This is a genomic window from Bacillus sp. M13(2017) (genome assembly GCF_002218325.1).
Lineage (GTDB): Bacteria > Bacillota > Bacilli > Bacillales > Bacillaceae_G > Bacillus_A > Bacillus_A thuringiensis_K.
This window is the reverse complement of the sequence record NZ_KZ268513.1, coordinates 87,779-106,949: the sequence shown is the minus strand read 5'-3', so window position 1 is coordinate 106,949 and position 19,171 is coordinate 87,779. Positions and strand designations below refer to the sequence as shown.

Here is a 19,171-nt window from a genome sequence, read left to right as displayed (position 1 = left end):
CGTTTGACGTAAAGTGTTTACGCATGAAAGTTGTACTATATATTATGTAGTAAGGAATTGTAAGGCGAGTGTTTTTACTTGAAAATAAGCCAAATAACTCATGTGGAAAATGAAAGGAAATGATTGTATGTACAAGTACACAATTTGCTTTATTAGAAAAAGCGATAAAATACTGCTATTAAATAGAAATAAAAAGCCGAATATGGGGATGTGGAATGGTGTCGGAGGAAAAATAGAAGATAATGAAACGCCATACGAAGGAATAATTAGAGAAACATTTGAGGAAACGGGCATAGAACTTTCAAGTGTAACGTATAAAGGGACTGTTGTTTTTAAAGGTAAAGATGAGCCCCAGGCTAATGAAGGAATGTATGTGTTCGTTGCTGATTTGCCAGATGAAATGCAGATGAATACACCATTTCGTACGGCTGAAGGATTATTAGAATGGAAAGAAATTGATTGGATATTAGATGGTGATAATAGAGGTGTAGTTAGCAACTTACCAAAATACTTACCGACAGTATTAACAGAAGAAAATAAGTTAAAACATATATTCACGTACGATAACCGGAATATTATTAATTACACAACTGCATATTTGACAGAAGATGATACGAACAAGCGATATGAAAAACAACTTGTTTCTCAATAGAAGAGGAAAGTGAAAAATCACGTTTTTGCTCTCATTATATATGCGAGGTGATTATATGTTTCAGAAATACAACTCATTGGTCATAATTGTAATATGTATGATATAACTTTTCTTATGATGAAAGAGTAGAGAACATACGTAAACGGAGCAAAAAGGAGGTGGCTATGCCACCTCCTTTTTGCTAGCTGCGAATCGCCTTAATCATAAATCGATGTTGCTTCACATCAAAATATCCTTTTTGCAAGATGCTCTCATGTATGCGATATAAATCCTCATAATATCTTTCGACAGTAAAATCAGGAATTTGCCACGGAATCGCTTTTAAATAATAGACGATAGCGCCAATATCATAAAAGCGTTGGAAAGGGAATTCTTCCCTTGCTTCTAAAATAGTAAATCCATTTTGCTTTAACTCACTGCATGCTGTTTCGAGAGACCAACTTGCAAAGTCGCTATTTAGTGTTGAGCCAAACTGCTCATTAAGTTCCGCGCAATCAAGACCGCCAACTTGTTGTGTAAGAAAAACGCCACTTGGAGAAAGGATTCTGTTTACCTCAGAAGCAGCATACGATTCATGTTGATTTATAATTAAATCAAACTGCCCATCTTGAAATGGTAATGCAGTATCATCAGTTACTTCTAAAACAGTAACTCCTAAAGGCTCTAATTTGTTTTGAGCAATTGACACGTTTGGAGTGTAGCCCTCAGTAGCGAATATAGTTGACGGGAACGGTTGTAACATAGATAAAAACTCTCCGCCGCCAGTACCCATATCGAGCATTGATTCTGCACATTGCATAAGCTGAAAAGCAGTGCTGCCGTACGACCACGATAAAGGCTCGCTCTTCATTCGACCCGTTTCTGAAATGAAAGAAAAATCCCAGCCGCTAAAGTTTGTATTTGCACTTTTTAATAAAGTTAAAAATAATGGATTACGTTTCATAATTATTTCCTCCTATTTCGTAAATGAATGATATGATGAGAAAAGAAAAAGGGAGGACCTCTTATGAAAGAGAGGCAGTTTTACGTTTCGTGTTCGAATAGATTCATATAGATTCGCTCCTTGTGAGAATGGTAATTTATATATTCGGGATAACCGAGTGGAAATCCTTTGAAATTATGGGAGAAGGTAGTTGTTTAATGAAAGATTGGATGGAGTGTACAGAAAAAGGGTGCACTCAAACTTTAGAAAAGGTATTTAGTAAACTTAAATTTCCGCCCAGCCCTTTTATGAGATATGTGATATTTCTCACTACTATTAAGTAACAATAAAGTCGTACTGTTTATAAAAGAAGTGACGTTTTTGTATCCCTTTGGATTTACTTAACTATGGGATAAGAAAAGAAGTAGACATATAAACTGAATATAAAAACGCTTTAATTCTTTGAAAACATTCCATAACTTAGTATTTTTATATATGGATAATTTGTTTGTGCGAAAAGAGGAATAAGATGTTTATACAAAAGTATAAGGGTTTGATGCTAGGGATAGTTGGTGCTGTATTAGGAGTAATATCCTTTGTTTATTTTAAAGATTTAGATTATATATAAGACGGGCCTTAAGTTATTATCTGTAACATTAATCATTATAGGTCGGGTTATTGCCTGTGATTCGACCCGTTCCAATAAAAAAGAGAATAATAATGTATAAGATTATTATTATATAAATTTAGCTTGTTGAGCATGGGGAATACTAATCTTACAAAATTGTAAGATTAGAAGTCACATAGTTAGATAGAAGTCATTAACTTATGAAAAAAACTCATCTATAATCCAGATATAAATCATTTACTAAAGGAGTATTCTAATGAAAAAAATTATCAGTTATACGGTTGTTATTGCTATTTTTATAGGAATAGGATTAGGAGTAAAACGTTATGTGCAAGGTCCAGGACAACCAGTCGATGGGATTCTAGTTAGTGGTACTGCAACTGACGTAGAAAAAGTTAAACAAGAGTTTAAAGATGACACTAAACAATCAATAGACTATAAGATAAAGTACGTCACAACAACAAAAAGGATTCCATTATCAGAAGAAGATAAGAAACAAAATGATACAAATGAAGAATTTGAAATCAACACTACAGAATATGCAGTTATTAATAGTTCTACCGCGGTAAAATTATTTAATAAGGGACTTCTAAGAGCTAGAAAAGATCCAAATTCAGCATCTATTATTTCTGAGAGGGTGAAAGATAAAAATAAAGTATCTAGTGATCAGAATCTATTATTTTCTTATGCGGGTGATAATTCTACGGTTGATAATTTTGAAAATAACCAGTTGAATTTGAACGATAAGATAGTACCTGCTCAGTATGTTAAACAGCAAATTTGGATTGGGTATGTTCCAATGAACCTTGTTATTCTAAACGACCAAGAATATAATACACTTTCTGAATCAGAGTCAATAATGAAATTGATTCAATTTCAAAAACGTAATTTTGATTATAAAAACAAACAAGAAGTAGACAAAGTTTTACAACAGATTGATAAGCTCTCTTCGAATAATCAGAATAAAATAAACTTTGTAGAGGTACAAGACTAAATTAAAATGAAAATAAGGTGATATGAGTGGAAATCGTAAGAATAGAGGATGTCGTCAAAAGTTATGGTGAAGGCAATAGTAGGGTAGATGCTTTGAAGGGAATAAACCTTACAATACATCAGGGGGAATTTGTTTCAATCGTAGGAGCTTCTGGCTCAGGTAAAAGTACATTGTTGCATATTTTGGGAGGGTTGGACCGTCCGAGTTCAGGACAAGTATTTATTGGAGAGAACAATATTTATAATTATTCAGATAATGAACTTTCGATATTTAGAAGAAGAAAAGTTGGTTTTATATTTCAGTTCTTTAATTTAATTCCTGTATTGAATGTGCAAGAGAATATAGCTTTGCCCACTTTACTAGATAATGAACCTGTAGATAATCCTTATATGGACGAAATTATTGAAATTCTGGGACTTCATGAAAGACGAAATCATTTACCATCTGAATTATCAGGAGGTCAGCAACAACGGGTTTCGATTGGGAGGGCACTTATAAATCGCCCACATTTAATCTTAGCTGATGAACCTACAGGAAATCTTGATACTCAAAATACAAAAGAAGTCATGGATTTATTAAGATTGACAGCAAAAAAATATAATCAAACTATTGTATTGATTACTCACGATTTAAAAATTGCATCAACTTCTGATCGTATTATTACAATTGAAGATGGCCAAATCATTTCTGATCAGTGGCTAGCTACGAATAAGCCTTAAGACGGGAGGAAACTAATCTTGATTGGTAATTATAAACAATTAAGCAGGAGATACTTAAAGGGAAATAAGAAACGAACAATTTTAACTTTGATTGGAATCGTACTCTCTGTATCGTTAATTTCTACAATCGGCCTATTTATGAACGGTACTCAGATTTCTCAAATCGAGAATACGAAAAAGAGGCAAGGGTATTCTTTTCATGCCGTTGTATTAAATTACGATGAATCGATATTGAAAAAAATTAAATATAACTCGCAAATTGAATCATTTGGTTTAATGTCACAGGGAGAAACAGTCCAAGTTGGAGAGGCTGCTGTACAAATGAATTTTGCTGATGATAACGCCTTGGAATTTTTAAAATACAGTATTATTAAGGGCAGATTGCCATCTAATGATCAAGAAGTTGCTGTTGATCCCTGGGTATTACCTTATATAAAAGAAAATATTCAAATAGGTGATTCATTCGAATTAAATGAAAAAAAATACAAATTGGTTGGTTTTCTAAGTGATAGTACATATACACAGGAGAATAAGGTGGGACGGTTACTAACCTATAAGAGTAAGTTTAGCGCTCGTGAAGGGAAAATATTAGTTGGAATTAGCTCAAAAGCAAACTTTAATGAGGTTTTAGAGGGACTCAAGACCATTTCCGGAGAGAATAATATTAATATAAGTAATGAATTAATTCAATTAGAGAAACCAGGTTACAATAATTCGATTATGGCTACGCTAATTATTACAATCAGCATTGTTGTGATAGCGACAATTGTTGTGATTTACAACGCTTTTCAAATCAGTGTCGTAGAACGAACGAGGCAGTTTGGCTTGTTGAGAAGCATTGGTGCAACACGAAAGCAAATTAGACAAATCGTTCTGAGAGAAGCTACTTTTCTGGCTGTCATCGCTATACCAATTGGAATTATATGTAGCCTAATAGCACTTGCCTCTCTGCAGTTCACTTTTTCACTTTTAATGGAAAATAGTAAAGCGGTCTCGATATTCCATGTCGATTGGAATATTTTACTAATCAGTTCGATTATTACCTTGCTTTCTGTAATAGCGTCAAGTTTGTACCCAGCTTATTTTGCAGGGAAAATCTCCCCTTTGTTGGCAATTAGTAGCAGGTTGTCAATTAAAAAGGAACAAATCAAAAAACAAAAGAATTCCATGGTGAAAAAACCTTTATCTATTCCTTTGAGCATGGCTATGAAAAATGTTAAGCGAAATAAAAATCGCTATACCATTACAATCTTATCAATTATTATAAGTAGTGTGTTATTTATTACTTTCTCGTATTTAATGAGTGTTGCATTTGCATCTAAATCTTTTGATAAGTTATCTGTTAAATCGGATATTACAATTAAGATAGAGGATAATAATCCAGATCATTTAGCTGAGAGTGAACAAGTTTTGCATCAATTGAAATCACTTGAAAATATATCTAAAGTATACGAAAAAAAGGAGAATAGCTTTGAAACTAAATTAAAGGATGTAACTCAATCTTCCGCGACAGTAAAGGAAATAGAAAACACGATTGGAAAAAGATATTCCATTACAATCGTAAATAATTATCAAGAAAATAAAACAAAAAAAGAAGAAAAACTTACTTTACAAGTGCTTGCATATGGTTTCATCACAGTCATTTCTTTAATTAGTAGCGTTAATATCCTCAATACTATAACTATAAGTATCATGACTAGACGAAAAGAATTGGCCGCGTTGAAATCCATTGGTATGTCACAAAAGGATTTGAAAAAAATGATTACCTATGAAGCTTTGATTTACGGTTTTTCTGGAAGTTTACAAGGAATCTTTTTTAGCTGTATATTGTCTTATATTATATATTTAGCTATATCTAATATGTTGAAAATGACATGGACAATTCCCTATGAGGCTTGTATCATTACGTTTGTTTCAGCTTTAATAATTAGTTATTTATCAGTCTTAAATCCATTGAAAAAAATTCAACAAGATAATATTATTGATAATATCAGAGAACAATAATATTATAAGCCTGGCTAGATTATAGCCAGGCTATTGTAATTGGAATATAAGCTAGGGGAAAAAAGGAGAGGGCATACTTGAATAAAAAAATATTACTAGTTGAAGATGATGAAGCTCTTGGCATAGCCATCGAATTTTCATTGAGAAATGAAGGTTATGAGGTGATTAGAGCGTCCAGTGTAAAAGAAGCTAAACACCAGTTTGTTCACAATACATTTGATTTGTCCATCCTTGATATCGGCCTACCAGATGGTAATGGTTATGACTTATGTTTGTATTTTAAAAAGAAAAACGAGAATTCGATTATTATTTTCTTAACTGCACTAGATGAAGAAGCAAATGTGGTAATGGGGCTGGATATAGGCGGTGATGATTATATAACCAAACCTTTTCGGGTTAGGGAACTCATGGCCAGAGTGAAAGTACAATTGCGTAAACAAGCGTCGCTAGAAACGCCATCTCAAATTTTAAGATCTGAGAATATAAGAATCGATACGAACCTAGTCAAGGTTTATAAAAATTGTGAAAGTATTACATTGACGAATTTAGAATACAAGCTGCTATTGAATTTCATGAAGAATTCTCACAAAGCATTAAAAAGAGATGAACTCCTACAACAAATAACAGAAGGAGAAAATGTTTTTTTTGATGAAAACACGTTATCTGTATACATAAAGCGTTTAAGAGCTAAAGTTGAAGACAATCCTCAAAAACCACAGTTTATCGTTACCGAAAGAGGATATGGTTATCGTTGGAGCAAGGACGTGATTGGGTGAGCAAGATAATGAAAAATACCGAGTTAAAAAGCTATATGACGATACTAGCCGTCCTTTTATCTATATTTGTGATTTACCAATTTATTATTCAACAATTATTTTATGATCATTTGAAAAGAGACTCTATTGCAACATGGGGGGAAATTACAGCTAGGTTGGTAGAGCAGAATCCAGAAAATGAAGCGGAAATTATGAAAGTCTTATCGAGTCATTCGTCTCACTCAAGTAAATATCAGGAAAAAGGGACAGAGATCCTAAAGCAATATGGATTATATGAAGACTTGGATTCAAAATTTTTTCCTCACTTAAATAATCTAATTATTAATCACAATCAATTTATGATGTGGGGATTGATTGCTTTTGGATTTTTACTTTTTGTTGCAAACTACATGCAACAAAAAATTATTTTCAATAAGATTAGCCAGCTTACTAGAGCTGCAAAAAAGATAATCGAGGGAGATTACTCGGTTGTCATCAATGAAAATAAAGAGGGGGATTTCGCGAAACTGGCGATTTCATTTCGTTCAATGAGGGATATCATTAGAAAAAATATGCATGATTTGCTTGAAGAGAAACGGTTTTTAGGAGAAATGTTGCAGGATATATCTCATCAGTTAAAAACGCCGCTTTCAACTATTTCTATCTATAATGAAATGTTGTTAAATGAGAAACTATCCCGAGAGCAACAAGCTCAATTACTACAAAATAATGATATTCAGATTTCTAGAATGAATGTCTTAATTCAGAATTTGTTAAAAGTAGCAAAAATTGATGCAAAAGCGATTTCGTTTGATAAAGAGCCAGGGAATTTAGTAGATACGACTGAGGAAGTACTAAATCGCTTGCAAAGCATGATAAGTGATAAAAATATTTTGATTGATTGGAATGCACCAAGAGAAATAGTCGTTATTCACGACAAATTATGGATGCAGGAAGCTTTGTTAAACCTGTTGAAGAATGCAATCGAACATTCTAAACCCGGTGGTAAAATAATGATTCAGGCCAAAAATTCTCCAATCTATACAGAACTAGTAATCCAAGACTTTGGAGAGGGAATTTCAGCTGAAGAATTACCTCATATTTTTGAACGATTCTATAAATCAAGTAGTTCTAAAAAGCACGGATCGACCGGAATTGGATTGGCACTTGTCAAAGCCATTATAGAGGCACATCACGCCTTAATTACAGTTGAAAGTGAAAAAAATGCTTATACAAAATTTACAATTATTTTTATGAAATTTTAATAACAGTTTGGTATATATTTTAATCTTTTTAATATAAAGGGGTTTTTTTATGTTTAATAGATTGAAGTGTTTTCTTTTATCTGAGAAAGAAATAGTTGATACTGTGAAAAAATACAAGGAGGAAAAAATACACGTTTCCATAATAAAAGATTTTTTAGGGGATTTAATCTTAATAAGAACTTTTACATTTTTAATGTTTGTTCCAATATCAACTTTTATTTTTTCAGTTATAATTTATGGAGCTGTTTTCTTTTTATCAGGCATTAAGATTACTGTTTGGGGCATCACTATAATGTTATTAGTTCCAATAACATTACTTTTCTATATGAATATAACTAATACATCAATTATTATTACTGATTTAGTGAGAAAATTTTTATTAACCATAAAATATCTAAATCCATTTTACTCAATCATAAATAAACCTTGGCTCTTTATTTTTGAATTATTAATTGGTTTTTTATATGTATTTCTGCTATCTTTATTTTCTATTTGGATAGTATTACATTCATTAGAAATAGATTTTTCTGAATTTAGTTCGGAGGATAATCGAAGTTTTCAATTTTCAATTATTATTTTACATACAGCAATTTATTTGTTTATAAGAGTTCATGGTCAGTATTGTAAGACAACTAAGCAAAAAATTAAAAAGTTGAAAATGAAGTTTTATTTATGGTTTTGTTCTATGATTGCAAGTATTGTATATATATTTGAATCACTCTTTAATTATATGAATGGAATCCAAGCAATTTATTTTATTTTTGTTTTAATGATTGCTTTAGAAAGAACAGTGACACATTATAAGAAATTTATAGATTTTTTAGAATGTGAAAATTTGTATGAAAAATATTTTTAGAGAGAAAAGTCTTTTGAAATATAAAAAGTTATACCTACTAAATACTGGACGAGTAAAAAAACGCTATTCTTTTTCTAGAATCATAGGAAAGGATAGCGTTTTTGTTTAATATACTCAAAAATAAAAATCTTTTGGTAAAGTACCATTTTTAATAACTGTTCTTAACCCATGTTTTATAATCCAAGGATTAATAGGATGCTGTTTATCACGTAATTGCTGTAACCATTGAAAAACGAGTTCTTTATCTTCTTTCGTAATATCGTTAATATGATTGGCTACTGATTTTTGGACATATTTAGAAGTATCATTCATTAATGGTTCAAGAAGCTGTAAATTGTACTTAAAGTCACCTTTCAGAGCTCCTATTTTTTTAGCCCAAGGAAGCCTTGGTCTTGTACCTTCAGAAACTAATCTTCTAATGTGGCTGTTTTCGTCATGAATCCACTGTTGTAATATATTTAGTGTGTCTTCATGGTATGTTTCAAGAAAAGGCCGAATGGCATATTCAGCAGTATTTCTTTTCGTTATTTCATACATGGCGTTGAATGAGGTTTCAAAGTTGTTAAGTCCATATTTTTCAACGTATTTTGCAAGAGGCATGTACATATATCCATTTGTAAACATGCCTACTTCTGTTGTATTTTCTGGTCCTAATGTTTTCAGTAATATATGTATTGCTGCATTAAAATCTTTTTGTAAAGCATTTTGTAATTCATCTGCTATTACTTCAATACGTTGTTTTAACTCTAAACCTTCAACTTTACATGTTACAGAGGTTACAAAGTTTTTTTTAGAGAAATTCGGATCGTATTTACAAATAGAATCAGCTATTTTTTCTGCTAATTCTTCGCTAAATAAAAATTTTAACGGAACATAATTATCCATTTTTTCACCTCGGTGGTCAAATGAAAACAATTTTTATTTTTTAATCGACAATCCATAAACTAACGTCTCACTCGGAGTCGTAATACTAAAACCAGTCGTCTTATAATCAAGCTTCACTGTATCACCAGTGTAGTCTTTCGTGAATGAATCCATTTGTACGATAAGCTCTGCATCTTCATATACAACATCATCTGCGTTATATGTATCCCAAATTAAATCGACATCAACGAAAATACTACAAGAGTTTGTCATTGTCCCTCTAATGCGAATGATCTTTTTGTCTTCACGTTCTAATCTATGTATAGCTGCTTTTGCTTCATCAGTAATACGAATGTTCATAGTATCCCAACCTTTATTTATATTTCCTTTATTATTGCAAAAACAGGAGCAATAGGGAAGCAAAGAGGTTTGCAACAAAAAACGAGCAAACAAATTTGTTTGCTCGTTTCACTTTATTTTAGTTCACATTTATCAAGTGGAATCACTTTTGTTTTTTTCGTAAATTTATATCCTAACCATAGTACTAAGAAGAGTGGTAAACCGATGTAAGAAACGAGTACGCCATTCCAATCGATTGATTCACCCATAAATGCCCCGTAGTTTTGTCCTAAAATTACGATGATACAAAGTGTAAATGCGAAGATTGGACCAAATGGGAACCATTTTGCTCTATATGGTAAGTCATTTAAATCTTTTCCTTGTGCGATATATGCTTTACGGAAACGGTAATGACTAATTGCGATTCCAACCCATGCGATAAAGCCAGACATTCCAGATGCGTTTAATAACCAAATGTATACAACACCGTCACCGAATAAAGAAGCAATGAAAGCAATACTACCAACAATTGACGTTACGATTAACGCGTTAACAGGTACACCGCGGCTATCTAATTTGCCTAAGAATTTTGGTGCTTTTCCTTGGCGAGCTAAATCCCAAAGCATACGAGTTGATGCATACATACCAGAGTTACCAGCAGATAGTACAGCAGTTAAAATAACAGCGTTCATAACAGAAGCAGCAAAGGCAACGCCCGCTTTTTCAAAAATAAGTGTAAATGGACTTACTGTTACATCACTTGCTGCAAGGCTTTCAGTTGTATAAGGAATTAATAAACCGATAACGAGAATCGCAAGGATATAGAATAAAAGAATACGCCAAAAGATCGAACGAATTGCTTTCGGAATATTACGTTCTGGATCAGATGTTTCACCAGCAGCTACTCCTAATAATTCAGTTCCTTGGAAAGAGAAACCAGCTGCCATAAATACACCGATAATTGCCATGATACCGCCGTTAAATGGTGCATCTGCAACAGTGAAGTTTTTGAATCCAACCGTTTCGCCGCCCATAATTCCGAAAATCATCATGAAACCAACAATTAAAAAGATAATAATAGTAACTACTTTAATAAGTGCGAACCAATATTCAGATTCACCAAACCCTTTAACAGATAAGTAGTTTAAAAGGAAAATAATAGCTAAACATAATCCGCTCCAAATAAGAGAAGGGGTATCCGGGAACCAAAATTTCATAATTAATGTTACGGCCGCTAGTTCTGCCGCAATTGTAATTGCCCAGTTATACCAATAGTTCCATCCAAGTGCAAAGCCAAGTGATGGATCAACAAATTTTGTTGCATACGTGCTAAAAGATCCAGTAACAGGCATGTAAGCTGCAAGTTCAGCTAAGCTTGTCATTAAAAAATAAACCATAATTCCAATTGCGGCGTATGCAATTAATGCGCCACCAGGTCCAGCTGTATGGATGACACCACCGCTGGCAAGAAATAGTCCGGTACCAATTGTACCACCGAGAGAAATCATCGTAAGGTGCCTTGATTTTAGACCGCGTCTTAATTCACCTTTTCCTTGTGTAGTTTGCGTTTTAGAGGTAGATTGATTTGTTGCGCTATTCATGTTCAACACTCCTTTTCTTGTAGGTTAGGAAGGAGCGGGGGAGAAAAATACAAAAAACCGCCAAAGGAATTTGGCGGAACGTTTCACAAATAACCACCCCATCATACCCTTCCGTTAAGATAGCACCCCACGTTTACACGGTAATTTTGTAAACGTGACAGTTCTGTTCCTTTCGGAGACAGCCCCAGCTCATATTTCCAGAGAAGAAATATAAACTTCGGCAACTTTTCCTTTCAAACGGAGTCAGCTGACATTCTCTGTGTCTCGTCCGTTTTACTATTAAAAGTCGCAACCTCTACCTCATCGGATTGATGAGGATTTATATATTGCTAAGATTTTTAATATATGGCAATTGTAATGACTTTCTGAATATATTGCAAGATATTTTGTAGGAAAAAATCAAAAAATATCGGTTATTGTATAGGAAACGCTTGCAAAACTCCACCCGAACCAACTATTATGTAGCAATAAGCAAAGAAAAAATTGTTATACAAATGTTTCGCAAAAAATATTGAAAAACCCTTTAAATTAAAAGAAAATTCAGAAAAATATAATTCGACATTCATGATAAGGTCATATTATTTGTTATAATTAGAGTAACGTTTAAGCAAAAAGGGGAAATCAAAATGAAATTAGAAACAGAAAGGCTCTATATAGTGCCGTGTACAGAAGAGAGGATTCAAGTCGCTAACGAGCAAGGATACAATAGCGGTCCGCATATTGTGGGGCATGTAGGGAATATAAAACAAGATGCGGATTTATTATCATGGGGGGCGTGGTATGTTCTTCGGAAAGAAGATGGTATCGTTTTAGGTGATATTGGGTTTAAGGGGAAACCAAATGAGAATCAAACAGTAGAAATCGGTTATGGATTTATTGAGAAATATTGGAATCAGGGCTATGCAACAGAAGCTGTAAGAGAACTAATCGATTGGGCTTTCAAAACAGGAGAGGTAGAAACAATAATTGCAGAGACACTCCTAGATAATTATAGTTCGATGCGTGTTTTAGAAAAGTTACATATGAAGAGAGTAAATGCTACAGAAACGATGATTAATTGGAAAATAGAAAAATAAAAAATACCGCTCTAAATTGGGCGGTATTTTTATAGTTATGGTAGCATTTGCTTCTGATCATTCGGATACTCAGCCGTTGATGCGTTAGGCCGATTGGAATGATTTCGAACAGCAATGAAAATAGAAATAATAACGACAAGACCAACTGCAACGTAAGAAAGTGAAATAATAGTTGGATCCACTTTAAATGTAGTAAGCAGTGTACGAATATTTGTGAAGATAATAAGACCGCCAACTAATACGCCAAGTAAATGTGCTGGAACGATGCGAACTAACCATGCAGCAATTGGTGCAGCGACAATACCGCCAAGCATTAATGCAAATACCCAAACCCAGCTTACTTGTTCCCAGCCAAGTGAGATGAAGAAGCCAATTGTTGCAGCGAGTGAAACAGGAAACTCACTCGTATCTACAGATCCGATAACTTTTCTCGCTTCATTTCCTCTTGCTAAAAGTACAGGTGTCGTAATCGGACCCCAGCCACCACCACCAGTTGAATCAACGAATCCAGCGAATAAGCCAAGCGGCACAAGTTGTTTTGCAGACATACGTTTTTTTGAAGCAACAATTTGTTTTTGAATGATGAATCGTAATAAAATATAAACCCCTAAAGTAAATAAAAATACAGAAATGTACGGTTTAATGACATCACCAGGTAAATTGCTTAAAAAACATGCCCCAACAAATGCGCCAATTGCTCCTGGCAATGTAAGCCTGGAAACTGTATATTTATCAACATTTCCAAATTTGATATGAGATGCACCAGAAGCCGCGGTTGTAACGACTTCAGCTAAATGAACAGATGCGGAAGCGACAGCTGGTGCAATACCAAACATTAATAATAAAGAGGAAGACGTTACCCCGTACGCCATTCCAAGCGCTCCATCGATTAATTGAGCGAAAAATCCAATAATAGCAAAGACAATTAATTTCTGCATAAAAAATCCCCCTGTAATAATAAATGAAAAAGGCACTTTTCCCGTATGAGAAAAGTGCCTTTGGTTTTTCCAATCAGCAATAATTAAATTTGTTTCATTATAATACATATTAATCGTATAAATCAACTGGGTTTTAAAGTTTTTTGAATTGAATGAAAGAAAAATAAAATATACAATAAAAGGATGGAGAGAAAGGGGAGAAAGACATGTTACGATTCGATCATCTCGTACACGCAGTACATGGTACACCGGAGGAAGCAGCAAAACAAATGCAGGAACTTGGATTTCATACTGTATTAGGCGGAGAGCATACGAATTGGGGTACTTGGAATAGTTTAAGTTATTTTGATTTATCATATATAGAATTTTTAGCAGTTCAACATGAAGAAAAAGCGGAAGAGGCAGAAAATCCATTAGTACAAGAAACAGTGGTGAAACTACAAAATGGAGAAGGAATGCTACAAATCGCGATCCGAACAGATGCAATTGAGGAGCTAGCAGTTAACTTTAATAAGTACGGCTTACATACGATAGGGCCATTTGAAGGGAAACGTATGAGAAAAGATGGCCGACTTTTAGAATGGAAAATGTTATTCGTTAAGCAAGAAGAGAACGGACCGAAATTACCTTTCTTTATACAGTGGAATGAAACGAACGAAGAAAGAAGAAACGATTTACGTAACAGTGGGACGATTACTGAACATAAAAACAAAGTGCAACAAATTGAAACGATTCATTACGCAGTAAAAAATGTTCAAGAAACAGTACGGAAATGGAAAGAAGTAATGGAGCTATTTACAAGCTCAGTTGTGAAAAATGAAAAATGGAATGCCGAGTGTCAAAGTGTAGTATTTGGAGATATTCATGTGCAATTTTGTGAACCGATTGGAGAAGGGCTAGTACTAGAACATTTGAATAAGAATGGCGAAAATCCATTTGCAGTAGAGTTTAAAGGTGGAAATAAACGAAAACATGAAGTGCTAGGTAGTTTGTACATATATTAATAGAGGTGAACGTTGTGGAAGAAATACTTAGAGAGATAGAGAGAATACTAGAATGGCCTCGTATTGCAACGTGTACAGCTATTTCAAAAGGTTTTTCACATGAAGAGAAGTATAAAATTGAATTAAAGAATCAAGAAACCTATTTTGTAAAAGTATGTGATGCTGTTCATTTTGAACGTAAACAAGAAGAATATACGTATATGAAACAATTAGAGTTATTACATATTCCAACGCCGAAGTTAATTCATTTCATAAAACTTGAGGAATTAAATAAATGTGTTCAAGTATTTGAACGGGTCCAAGGTGTAAATGGTGAAGAAGGTTTAGGGAAGCTATCGGTGGAAGAACAGTATTATGCAGGAAGAAAAGCAGGGGAAGTATTAAAGAGGATTCATTCAATTGAAAAAGAAAGTGTAAGTAATAAATGGGAAACGGTTCGATGGAATAAGTATGAAAGATATATAGAAGCATTAGAAGGTTACGAGGTGAAATTTCTCGATTTGAAGCCCATATTAACCTTTGTAGAAAATCATAAGTATTTATTGAAAAATCGTCCAATCACCTTTTTACACGATGATTTCCATCCAGCAAATAGTATGATTCATAATAAGGAGTTTATCGTTATCGATTTTGGTGGATATGATTTTGGCGATCCAATACACGATTTCTATAACGTAGCGATTTTTACTACAAGAATAAGTAAACCATTTGCAGTTGGACAAGTTCATGGTTATTGCGGGGGAGAACCGTCACTTCATTTTTGGAAACTGTACTCCTTATATGCAGCAATGACATTCCCAGCGGATATCGTATGGACAAACCGAAGCATGCCCCATTTAGTAGATGATATGAAAGAAAGATTGAACAGAATTTTAGAAGATCATAATCATTTTTCATCCTATATTCCAAAATGGTATCAATCACAACATGAGGATATAATAAACTATAAGTAATGGAGGGATTCATATGGATAAAATAGCAGTAATTTCAGATATTCACGGCAATATTCCGGCATTAGATTCTGTACTGAAAGATATTAAATTAAGAGGAATTGAACGCATTATTTGTCTTGGAGATTTAGTCGGAAAAGGCCCTCATTCTAGCGAAGTAATTGAAATCATTCGTAAAGAATGTGAAGTAGTTGTAATGGGTAACTGGGATGATTTTATTACAAAACCGACTGAATTTGAAGCGTTAAAATGGCATCAAAAACAATTATCGGAAGAACAAAATGATTATTTAAGAAGCTTACCATTTTCAATCGAATTTTTTATGAGTGGCAAATTGATTCGTATGTTCCACGCTTCACCGAGAAGTTTATATGAAAGAATTCAACCGCACGCTTCAAGAGAAGAGCGTGTTAGTATGTTCGAAAACAGTGAGGTCACAGAGAACATAGAAGGAGAAAGAAAGCCAGATGTCGTTTGCTACGGTGACGTTCACCAAGCATTCGTTCAAAATTTCAGAGGAAAAACGTTATGTAATGCTGGTAGCGTAGGAAATCCTCTTGAAATTACACAAGCTTCTTATTTAATATTTGAAGGAACGTACAATGAAAAAGAAGCCGCAAGCTTTTCCATTCAACTCGTACGTGTACCGTATGATATTGAATTAGCTATCAGACTAGCAGAAGAACTCGATATGCCCGAAATTGAAGAATACAAACAAGAATTACGGACCGCTTTATATCGAGGGTTTAAGGGAAAGTAAGCCATTCATAATATATCAACGATTTTTCAAATATATCTATCGTAACTTAAAATATATCAACGATTTTTTCGATATATCGACGATTCGATAAAGAATATCGACTTACCGACAAATAGCGACATGTATTATTACTTGTAATAATATTATGTAAACTAAATGTAAAGGGAGATATCATGAACCGAAAACAACAAATCAAAAAAATTGCAGATTATATTTTAAAGCTAAACTTAACCTATCCAACAAGAGTTGGAGTAAGTGGTATTACAGCATCAGGAAAAACAACATTTGCAAACGAACTAGCGGAAGAAATAAAAAAACGAGGATTACCAGTAACACGCGCCAGCATTGATGATTTTCATAATCCAAGAGTGATTCGCTATGCAAAAGGAAAAGAATCTGCAAGGGGGTATTATGAAGATGCACACGATTATACAGCTTTCAAAGAAAGATTATTAATGCCTTTAGGACCTAACGGGAATTTACAATATGAAACGATTTCTCATAACTTAATAACGGATATGCCTGTACATAATGAGCCGCTATTGGCCACGCAAAATATGATATTAATAGTAGATGGAACGTTTCTATTGAAAAAAGACGTTGCGCATTTATTTGATTACAAAATCTTTGTAGATACAAATTTTGAGATTGCGAGAAAACGTGGTGCTAAGCGGGAAACTGAAGCTTTTGGAAGTTATGAAGAAGCAGAGAAGATGTTTTTAAACAGATATCATGCTGCCTGTAAGATGTATATAGATGAGCATAATCCAAAAGAGTGTACGAATGTTATATTTAAGAATAATGATTTAGGAAATCCAGAAGTTATATTTCATGAAAGAGCGTAATACATAATCAGAAATATATGTATAGCCTTTTGTTTATTGTTATAATTAAATTAATTTTATGAAGCAAATAAAAGGGGATAAGACAATAAAAAACGCAAAAAGGGGACAAGAAATATAATGAATGAAGTACTAGAACTAAAAGAAGAACTACTACAAATTAAAAATAACAATTATGCTGTACCAGAAGACGTAGATGCATATCCATATGCGCAATGGATGCTAGATTATATCGGATCAACTGATGCTGAATTACGTGATGATTTAATTTATAGTACGCTTCACACATGGATTACAAATGATGTATTTAGACAAAAAGAGTTAAGAGGATTAATGTTACAAGCAATTAGTCCTGATTATTTATTTTATAAAATTGGTGAAAAGGGAACAGACTCTGTATTTAAACGTGCATTCTCCGTATTAATTCCACCACTTATTTTATCTGTTCATGAAAGAGAACCGTTGTTATCCGAAGAACAACTGTACAGTGTAGCAGAACAAGTGCTGGAATATGTGTATTTAGAAGAAGATGTAAGAGGCTACGTAGAAGGAAAAGGCTGGGCACACTCTACTGCACATGCAGCAGATGCGCTTGATGCTTTAGCACGTACAATCCAAAATCGTGAGTTTTCATATGCTATATTAGCTGCTGTTCGTCAGAAGGTTCGCTTACATGACTACGTATACATTCACTTTGAAGATGAGAGATTAGTAGCGCCAATTATGTCGTTACGTAACCAAAATCTTTTAACTGAGGAAGAGTGGAGCAATTGGTTACATAGTATAGCAATTGTTGAAGACATCCCGCATCCTCAGTATGATATTTTAGTACAAAATATTAGAGCTTTCTTAAGAAGTTTATATTTCAGAGCTTTAGAGACAGAGGGTAGTACAGCTTTTACAGATGATATATTGGAGACTTTGAAGGGTTTGCGTAGGTATTAAAATACGTTTTTCTAAGAGAAAAGTACATAAAACCACTACCTCCCAGCCATACTAAAAAATGTGCTGGAGGTGAATGTTATGGACAATAAAGACTTTGAAAAAGTTTATAATGATTACTTACATCAAGGAGAAGAGCAAGCTCAATTTGAAGTAGACAATGAAGTCAATTCAGGAGCAGAACAAATTGTTGCTGTTCGTAAAAATGATGATGGTGATTTAATAGCGTTTAAAACAAGTAGCGGGAGAGAGTTAGATTATATGACTGCTCTTAGTGAAGCAAAATCAGGGAAGTTAGCTCATGTGGATGTATTTCATAAGTATGGCAGAGATATTATACGTAGTGAACCGGATGGAATAAAGGAAAATAACTTAGATAATTTACCTTCATTTTAAACGGGTAAACCTCAAGAAGAGAATGTTCATTTGGATATTCTCTTCTTTGTTTTGCGAAGTTTTCCTTTCGAAAAGAAGGTTCATCTTTAATGGGCGATCATACTTTTAAAGAGCGCTCTAAATTTCTCTTTATCTTCTGCTGTAAATGGTTTCGGTCCCTTTGTACGCTTACCACTTTTTCGAACCATTGCACTTAAATATCGTGTTTGTAACAATTGTTCAATGTTATCATTCGTATACTTATAGCCTTTATGGTGTAGTACGATACAGCCTTTTGCTAAAGCGAGCGAAGCAAGACCGTAATCTTGCGTTACGATTAAATCTTCTTTTTTTGCTAACTGCATAATTCGGTAATCTGCAGCATCTGCTCCAGAATCAACATAAATTGTTTCCACACCATTAGGCTGCTGAGCATTAGAATAATGAGAAAAGCTAGTAACGAGGGTTACAGGGATTTCTGCATTCGTAGCCTCATAAATAATTACATCTTTTACAGGGCAAGCATCTGCATCAACGTAAATTTTCATTTTTACCACTCCTATAAAGTGAAACTTTAATCAGTGGGGGGATTCACCCTTCACTGATTATTAGTTGAACCAATCGGGCATTTACGGGCAGTTAATCTCCCACCTAACTTCTTTGTTACAGCTAAATTTTGAGCTGG

The 19,171-nt window shown here is 33.7% G+C and carries 20 protein-coding genes and 1 riboswitch; of the genes, 14 read left to right on the top strand and 6 right to left on the bottom strand.

What is annotated here, in order from left to right:
- Positions 1-127 precede the first annotated feature (127 nt).
- The gene (locus CGQ22_RS24690; RefSeq protein ID WP_000280185.1) at positions 128-652 is read left to right on the top strand and encodes an NUDIX hydrolase; all 525 of its coding nucleotides are present in this window, start codon (positions 128-130) and stop codon (positions 650-652) included.
- A 181-nt stretch (positions 653-833) separates the two neighbouring features.
- On the opposite strand, the gene CGQ22_RS24685 is transcribed toward CGQ22_RS24690, so the two are convergent.
- On the bottom strand, positions 834-1,595 hold the full coding sequence (locus tag CGQ22_RS24685) for a class I SAM-dependent methyltransferase (protein ID WP_000828139.1): 762 nt from the start codon (positions 1,593-1,595) through the stop codon (positions 834-836).
- An 863-nt stretch (positions 1,596-2,458) separates the two neighbouring features.
- Between CGQ22_RS24685 and CGQ22_RS24680 the strand changes: the two genes are divergently transcribed.
- From CGQ22_RS24680 to CGQ22_RS24655, 6 genes are all read left to right on the top strand, one after another.
- Complete coding sequence (locus CGQ22_RS24680) at positions 2,459-3,196, top strand: lipoprotein BA_5634 family protein (RefSeq protein WP_000720909.1); 738 nt, start codon at positions 2,459-2,461, stop codon at positions 3,194-3,196.
- Positions 3,197-3,222: 26 nt separating this feature from the next.
- Entirely contained in the window at positions 3,223-3,915 is a 693-nt protein-coding gene (locus CGQ22_RS24675; RefSeq protein WP_000407084.1) for an ABC transporter ATP-binding protein, read from the top strand.
- Positions 3,916-3,933: 18 nt separating this feature from the next.
- Positions 3,934-5,919, top strand: a complete 1,986-nt coding sequence (locus CGQ22_RS24670; RefSeq protein ID WP_000580037.1) for an ABC transporter permease — start codon at positions 3,934-3,936, stop codon at positions 5,917-5,919.
- A gap of 77 nt (positions 5,920-5,996) precedes the next feature.
- The gene (locus CGQ22_RS24665; RefSeq protein ID WP_001035094.1) at positions 5,997-6,695 is read left to right on the top strand and encodes a response regulator transcription factor; all 699 of its coding nucleotides are present in this window, start codon (positions 5,997-5,999) and stop codon (positions 6,693-6,695) included.
- 8 nt (positions 6,696-6,703) lie between these two features.
- On the top strand, positions 6,704-7,939 hold the full coding sequence (locus CGQ22_RS24660; RefSeq protein WP_000798888.1) for a HAMP domain-containing sensor histidine kinase: 1,236 nt from the start codon (positions 6,704-6,706) through the stop codon (positions 7,937-7,939).
- Positions 7,940-7,988: 49 nt separating this feature from the next.
- Positions 7,989-8,795 (top strand): hypothetical protein, encoded by an 807-nt coding sequence (locus CGQ22_RS24655; RefSeq protein WP_000483292.1) that lies wholly within the window; start codon positions 7,989-7,991, stop codon positions 8,793-8,795.
- A gap of 114 nt (positions 8,796-8,909) precedes the next feature.
- Here CGQ22_RS24655 and CGQ22_RS24650 read toward each other — a convergent pair whose 3' ends face one another.
- The 3 genes from CGQ22_RS24650 to CGQ22_RS24640 form a co-directional block, all read right to left on the bottom strand.
- The gene (locus CGQ22_RS24650) at positions 8,910-9,680 is read right to left on the bottom strand and encodes a DNA alkylation repair protein (protein ID WP_089149493.1); all 771 of its coding nucleotides are present in this window, start codon (positions 9,678-9,680) and stop codon (positions 8,910-8,912) included.
- Between the two features lie 33 nt (positions 9,681-9,713).
- Positions 9,714-10,019: an iron-sulfur cluster biosynthesis family protein gene (locus tag CGQ22_RS24645; protein WP_046946025.1), complete on the bottom strand. Its 306-nt coding sequence runs from the start codon at positions 10,017-10,019 to the stop codon at positions 9,714-9,716.
- 113 nt (positions 10,020-10,132) lie between these two features.
- On the bottom strand, positions 10,133-11,599 hold the full coding sequence (locus tag CGQ22_RS24640; protein WP_001083381.1) for an amino acid permease: 1,467 nt from the start codon (positions 11,597-11,599) through the stop codon (positions 10,133-10,135).
- 112 nt (positions 11,600-11,711) lie between these two features.
- Positions 11,712-11,905, bottom strand: a riboswitch (Lysine riboswitch).
- Between the two features lie 320 nt (positions 11,906-12,225).
- On the opposite strand from CGQ22_RS24640, the gene CGQ22_RS24635 reads away from it, so the two are divergent.
- Positions 12,226-12,675 (top strand): GNAT family N-acetyltransferase, encoded by a 450-nt coding sequence (locus CGQ22_RS24635; protein WP_074594280.1) that lies wholly within the window; start codon positions 12,226-12,228, stop codon positions 12,673-12,675.
- 35 nt (positions 12,676-12,710) lie between these two features.
- On the opposite strand, the gene CGQ22_RS24630 is transcribed toward CGQ22_RS24635, so the two are convergent.
- Entirely contained in the window at positions 12,711-13,721 is a 1,011-nt protein-coding gene (locus CGQ22_RS24630) for a sulfite exporter TauE/SafE family protein (protein ID WP_002181419.1), read from the bottom strand.
- Positions 13,722-13,819: 98 nt separating this feature from the next.
- Here CGQ22_RS24630 and CGQ22_RS24625 point away from each other — a divergent pair, with 98 nt between their 5' ends.
- The 6 genes from CGQ22_RS24625 to CGQ22_RS24600 all read left to right on the top strand — a co-directional run bounded on the left by CGQ22_RS24625 (position 13,820) and on the right by CGQ22_RS24600 (position 18,507).
- Positions 13,820-14,617 (top strand): VOC family protein, encoded by a 798-nt coding sequence (locus CGQ22_RS24625; RefSeq protein WP_089149492.1) that lies wholly within the window; start codon positions 13,820-13,822, stop codon positions 14,615-14,617.
- A gap of 14 nt (positions 14,618-14,631) precedes the next feature.
- Entirely contained in the window at positions 14,632-15,570 is a 939-nt protein-coding gene (locus tag CGQ22_RS24620) for an aminoglycoside phosphotransferase family protein (RefSeq protein WP_089149491.1), read from the top strand.
- A 13-nt stretch (positions 15,571-15,583) separates the two neighbouring features.
- Positions 15,584-16,327, top strand: coding sequence for a metallophosphoesterase family protein (locus tag CGQ22_RS24615; RefSeq protein ID WP_000357617.1), 744 nt, complete (start codon positions 15,584-15,586; stop codon positions 16,325-16,327).
- A gap of 173 nt (positions 16,328-16,500) precedes the next feature.
- Positions 16,501-17,172, top strand: coding sequence for a nucleoside/nucleotide kinase family protein (locus CGQ22_RS24610; RefSeq protein WP_089149490.1), 672 nt, complete (start codon positions 16,501-16,503; stop codon positions 17,170-17,172).
- 117 nt (positions 17,173-17,289) lie between these two features.
- Positions 17,290-18,114, top strand: a complete 825-nt coding sequence (locus CGQ22_RS24605; protein WP_089149489.1) for a DUF2785 domain-containing protein — start codon at positions 17,290-17,292, stop codon at positions 18,112-18,114.
- A 78-nt stretch (positions 18,115-18,192) separates the two neighbouring features.
- On the top strand, positions 18,193-18,507 hold the full coding sequence (locus CGQ22_RS24600; RefSeq protein WP_000368864.1) for a DUF3892 domain-containing protein: 315 nt from the start codon (positions 18,193-18,195) through the stop codon (positions 18,505-18,507).
- Between the two features lie 86 nt (positions 18,508-18,593).
- On the opposite strand, the gene CGQ22_RS24595 is transcribed toward CGQ22_RS24600, so the two are convergent.
- Positions 18,594-19,034 carry a YaiI/YqxD family protein gene (locus CGQ22_RS24595; protein WP_089149488.1) on the bottom strand — a complete coding sequence of 147 codons (441 nt, stop codon included), beginning with the start codon at positions 19,032-19,034 and terminating at the stop codon, positions 18,594-18,596.
- Between the last annotated feature and the right edge of the window lie 137 nt (positions 19,035-19,171).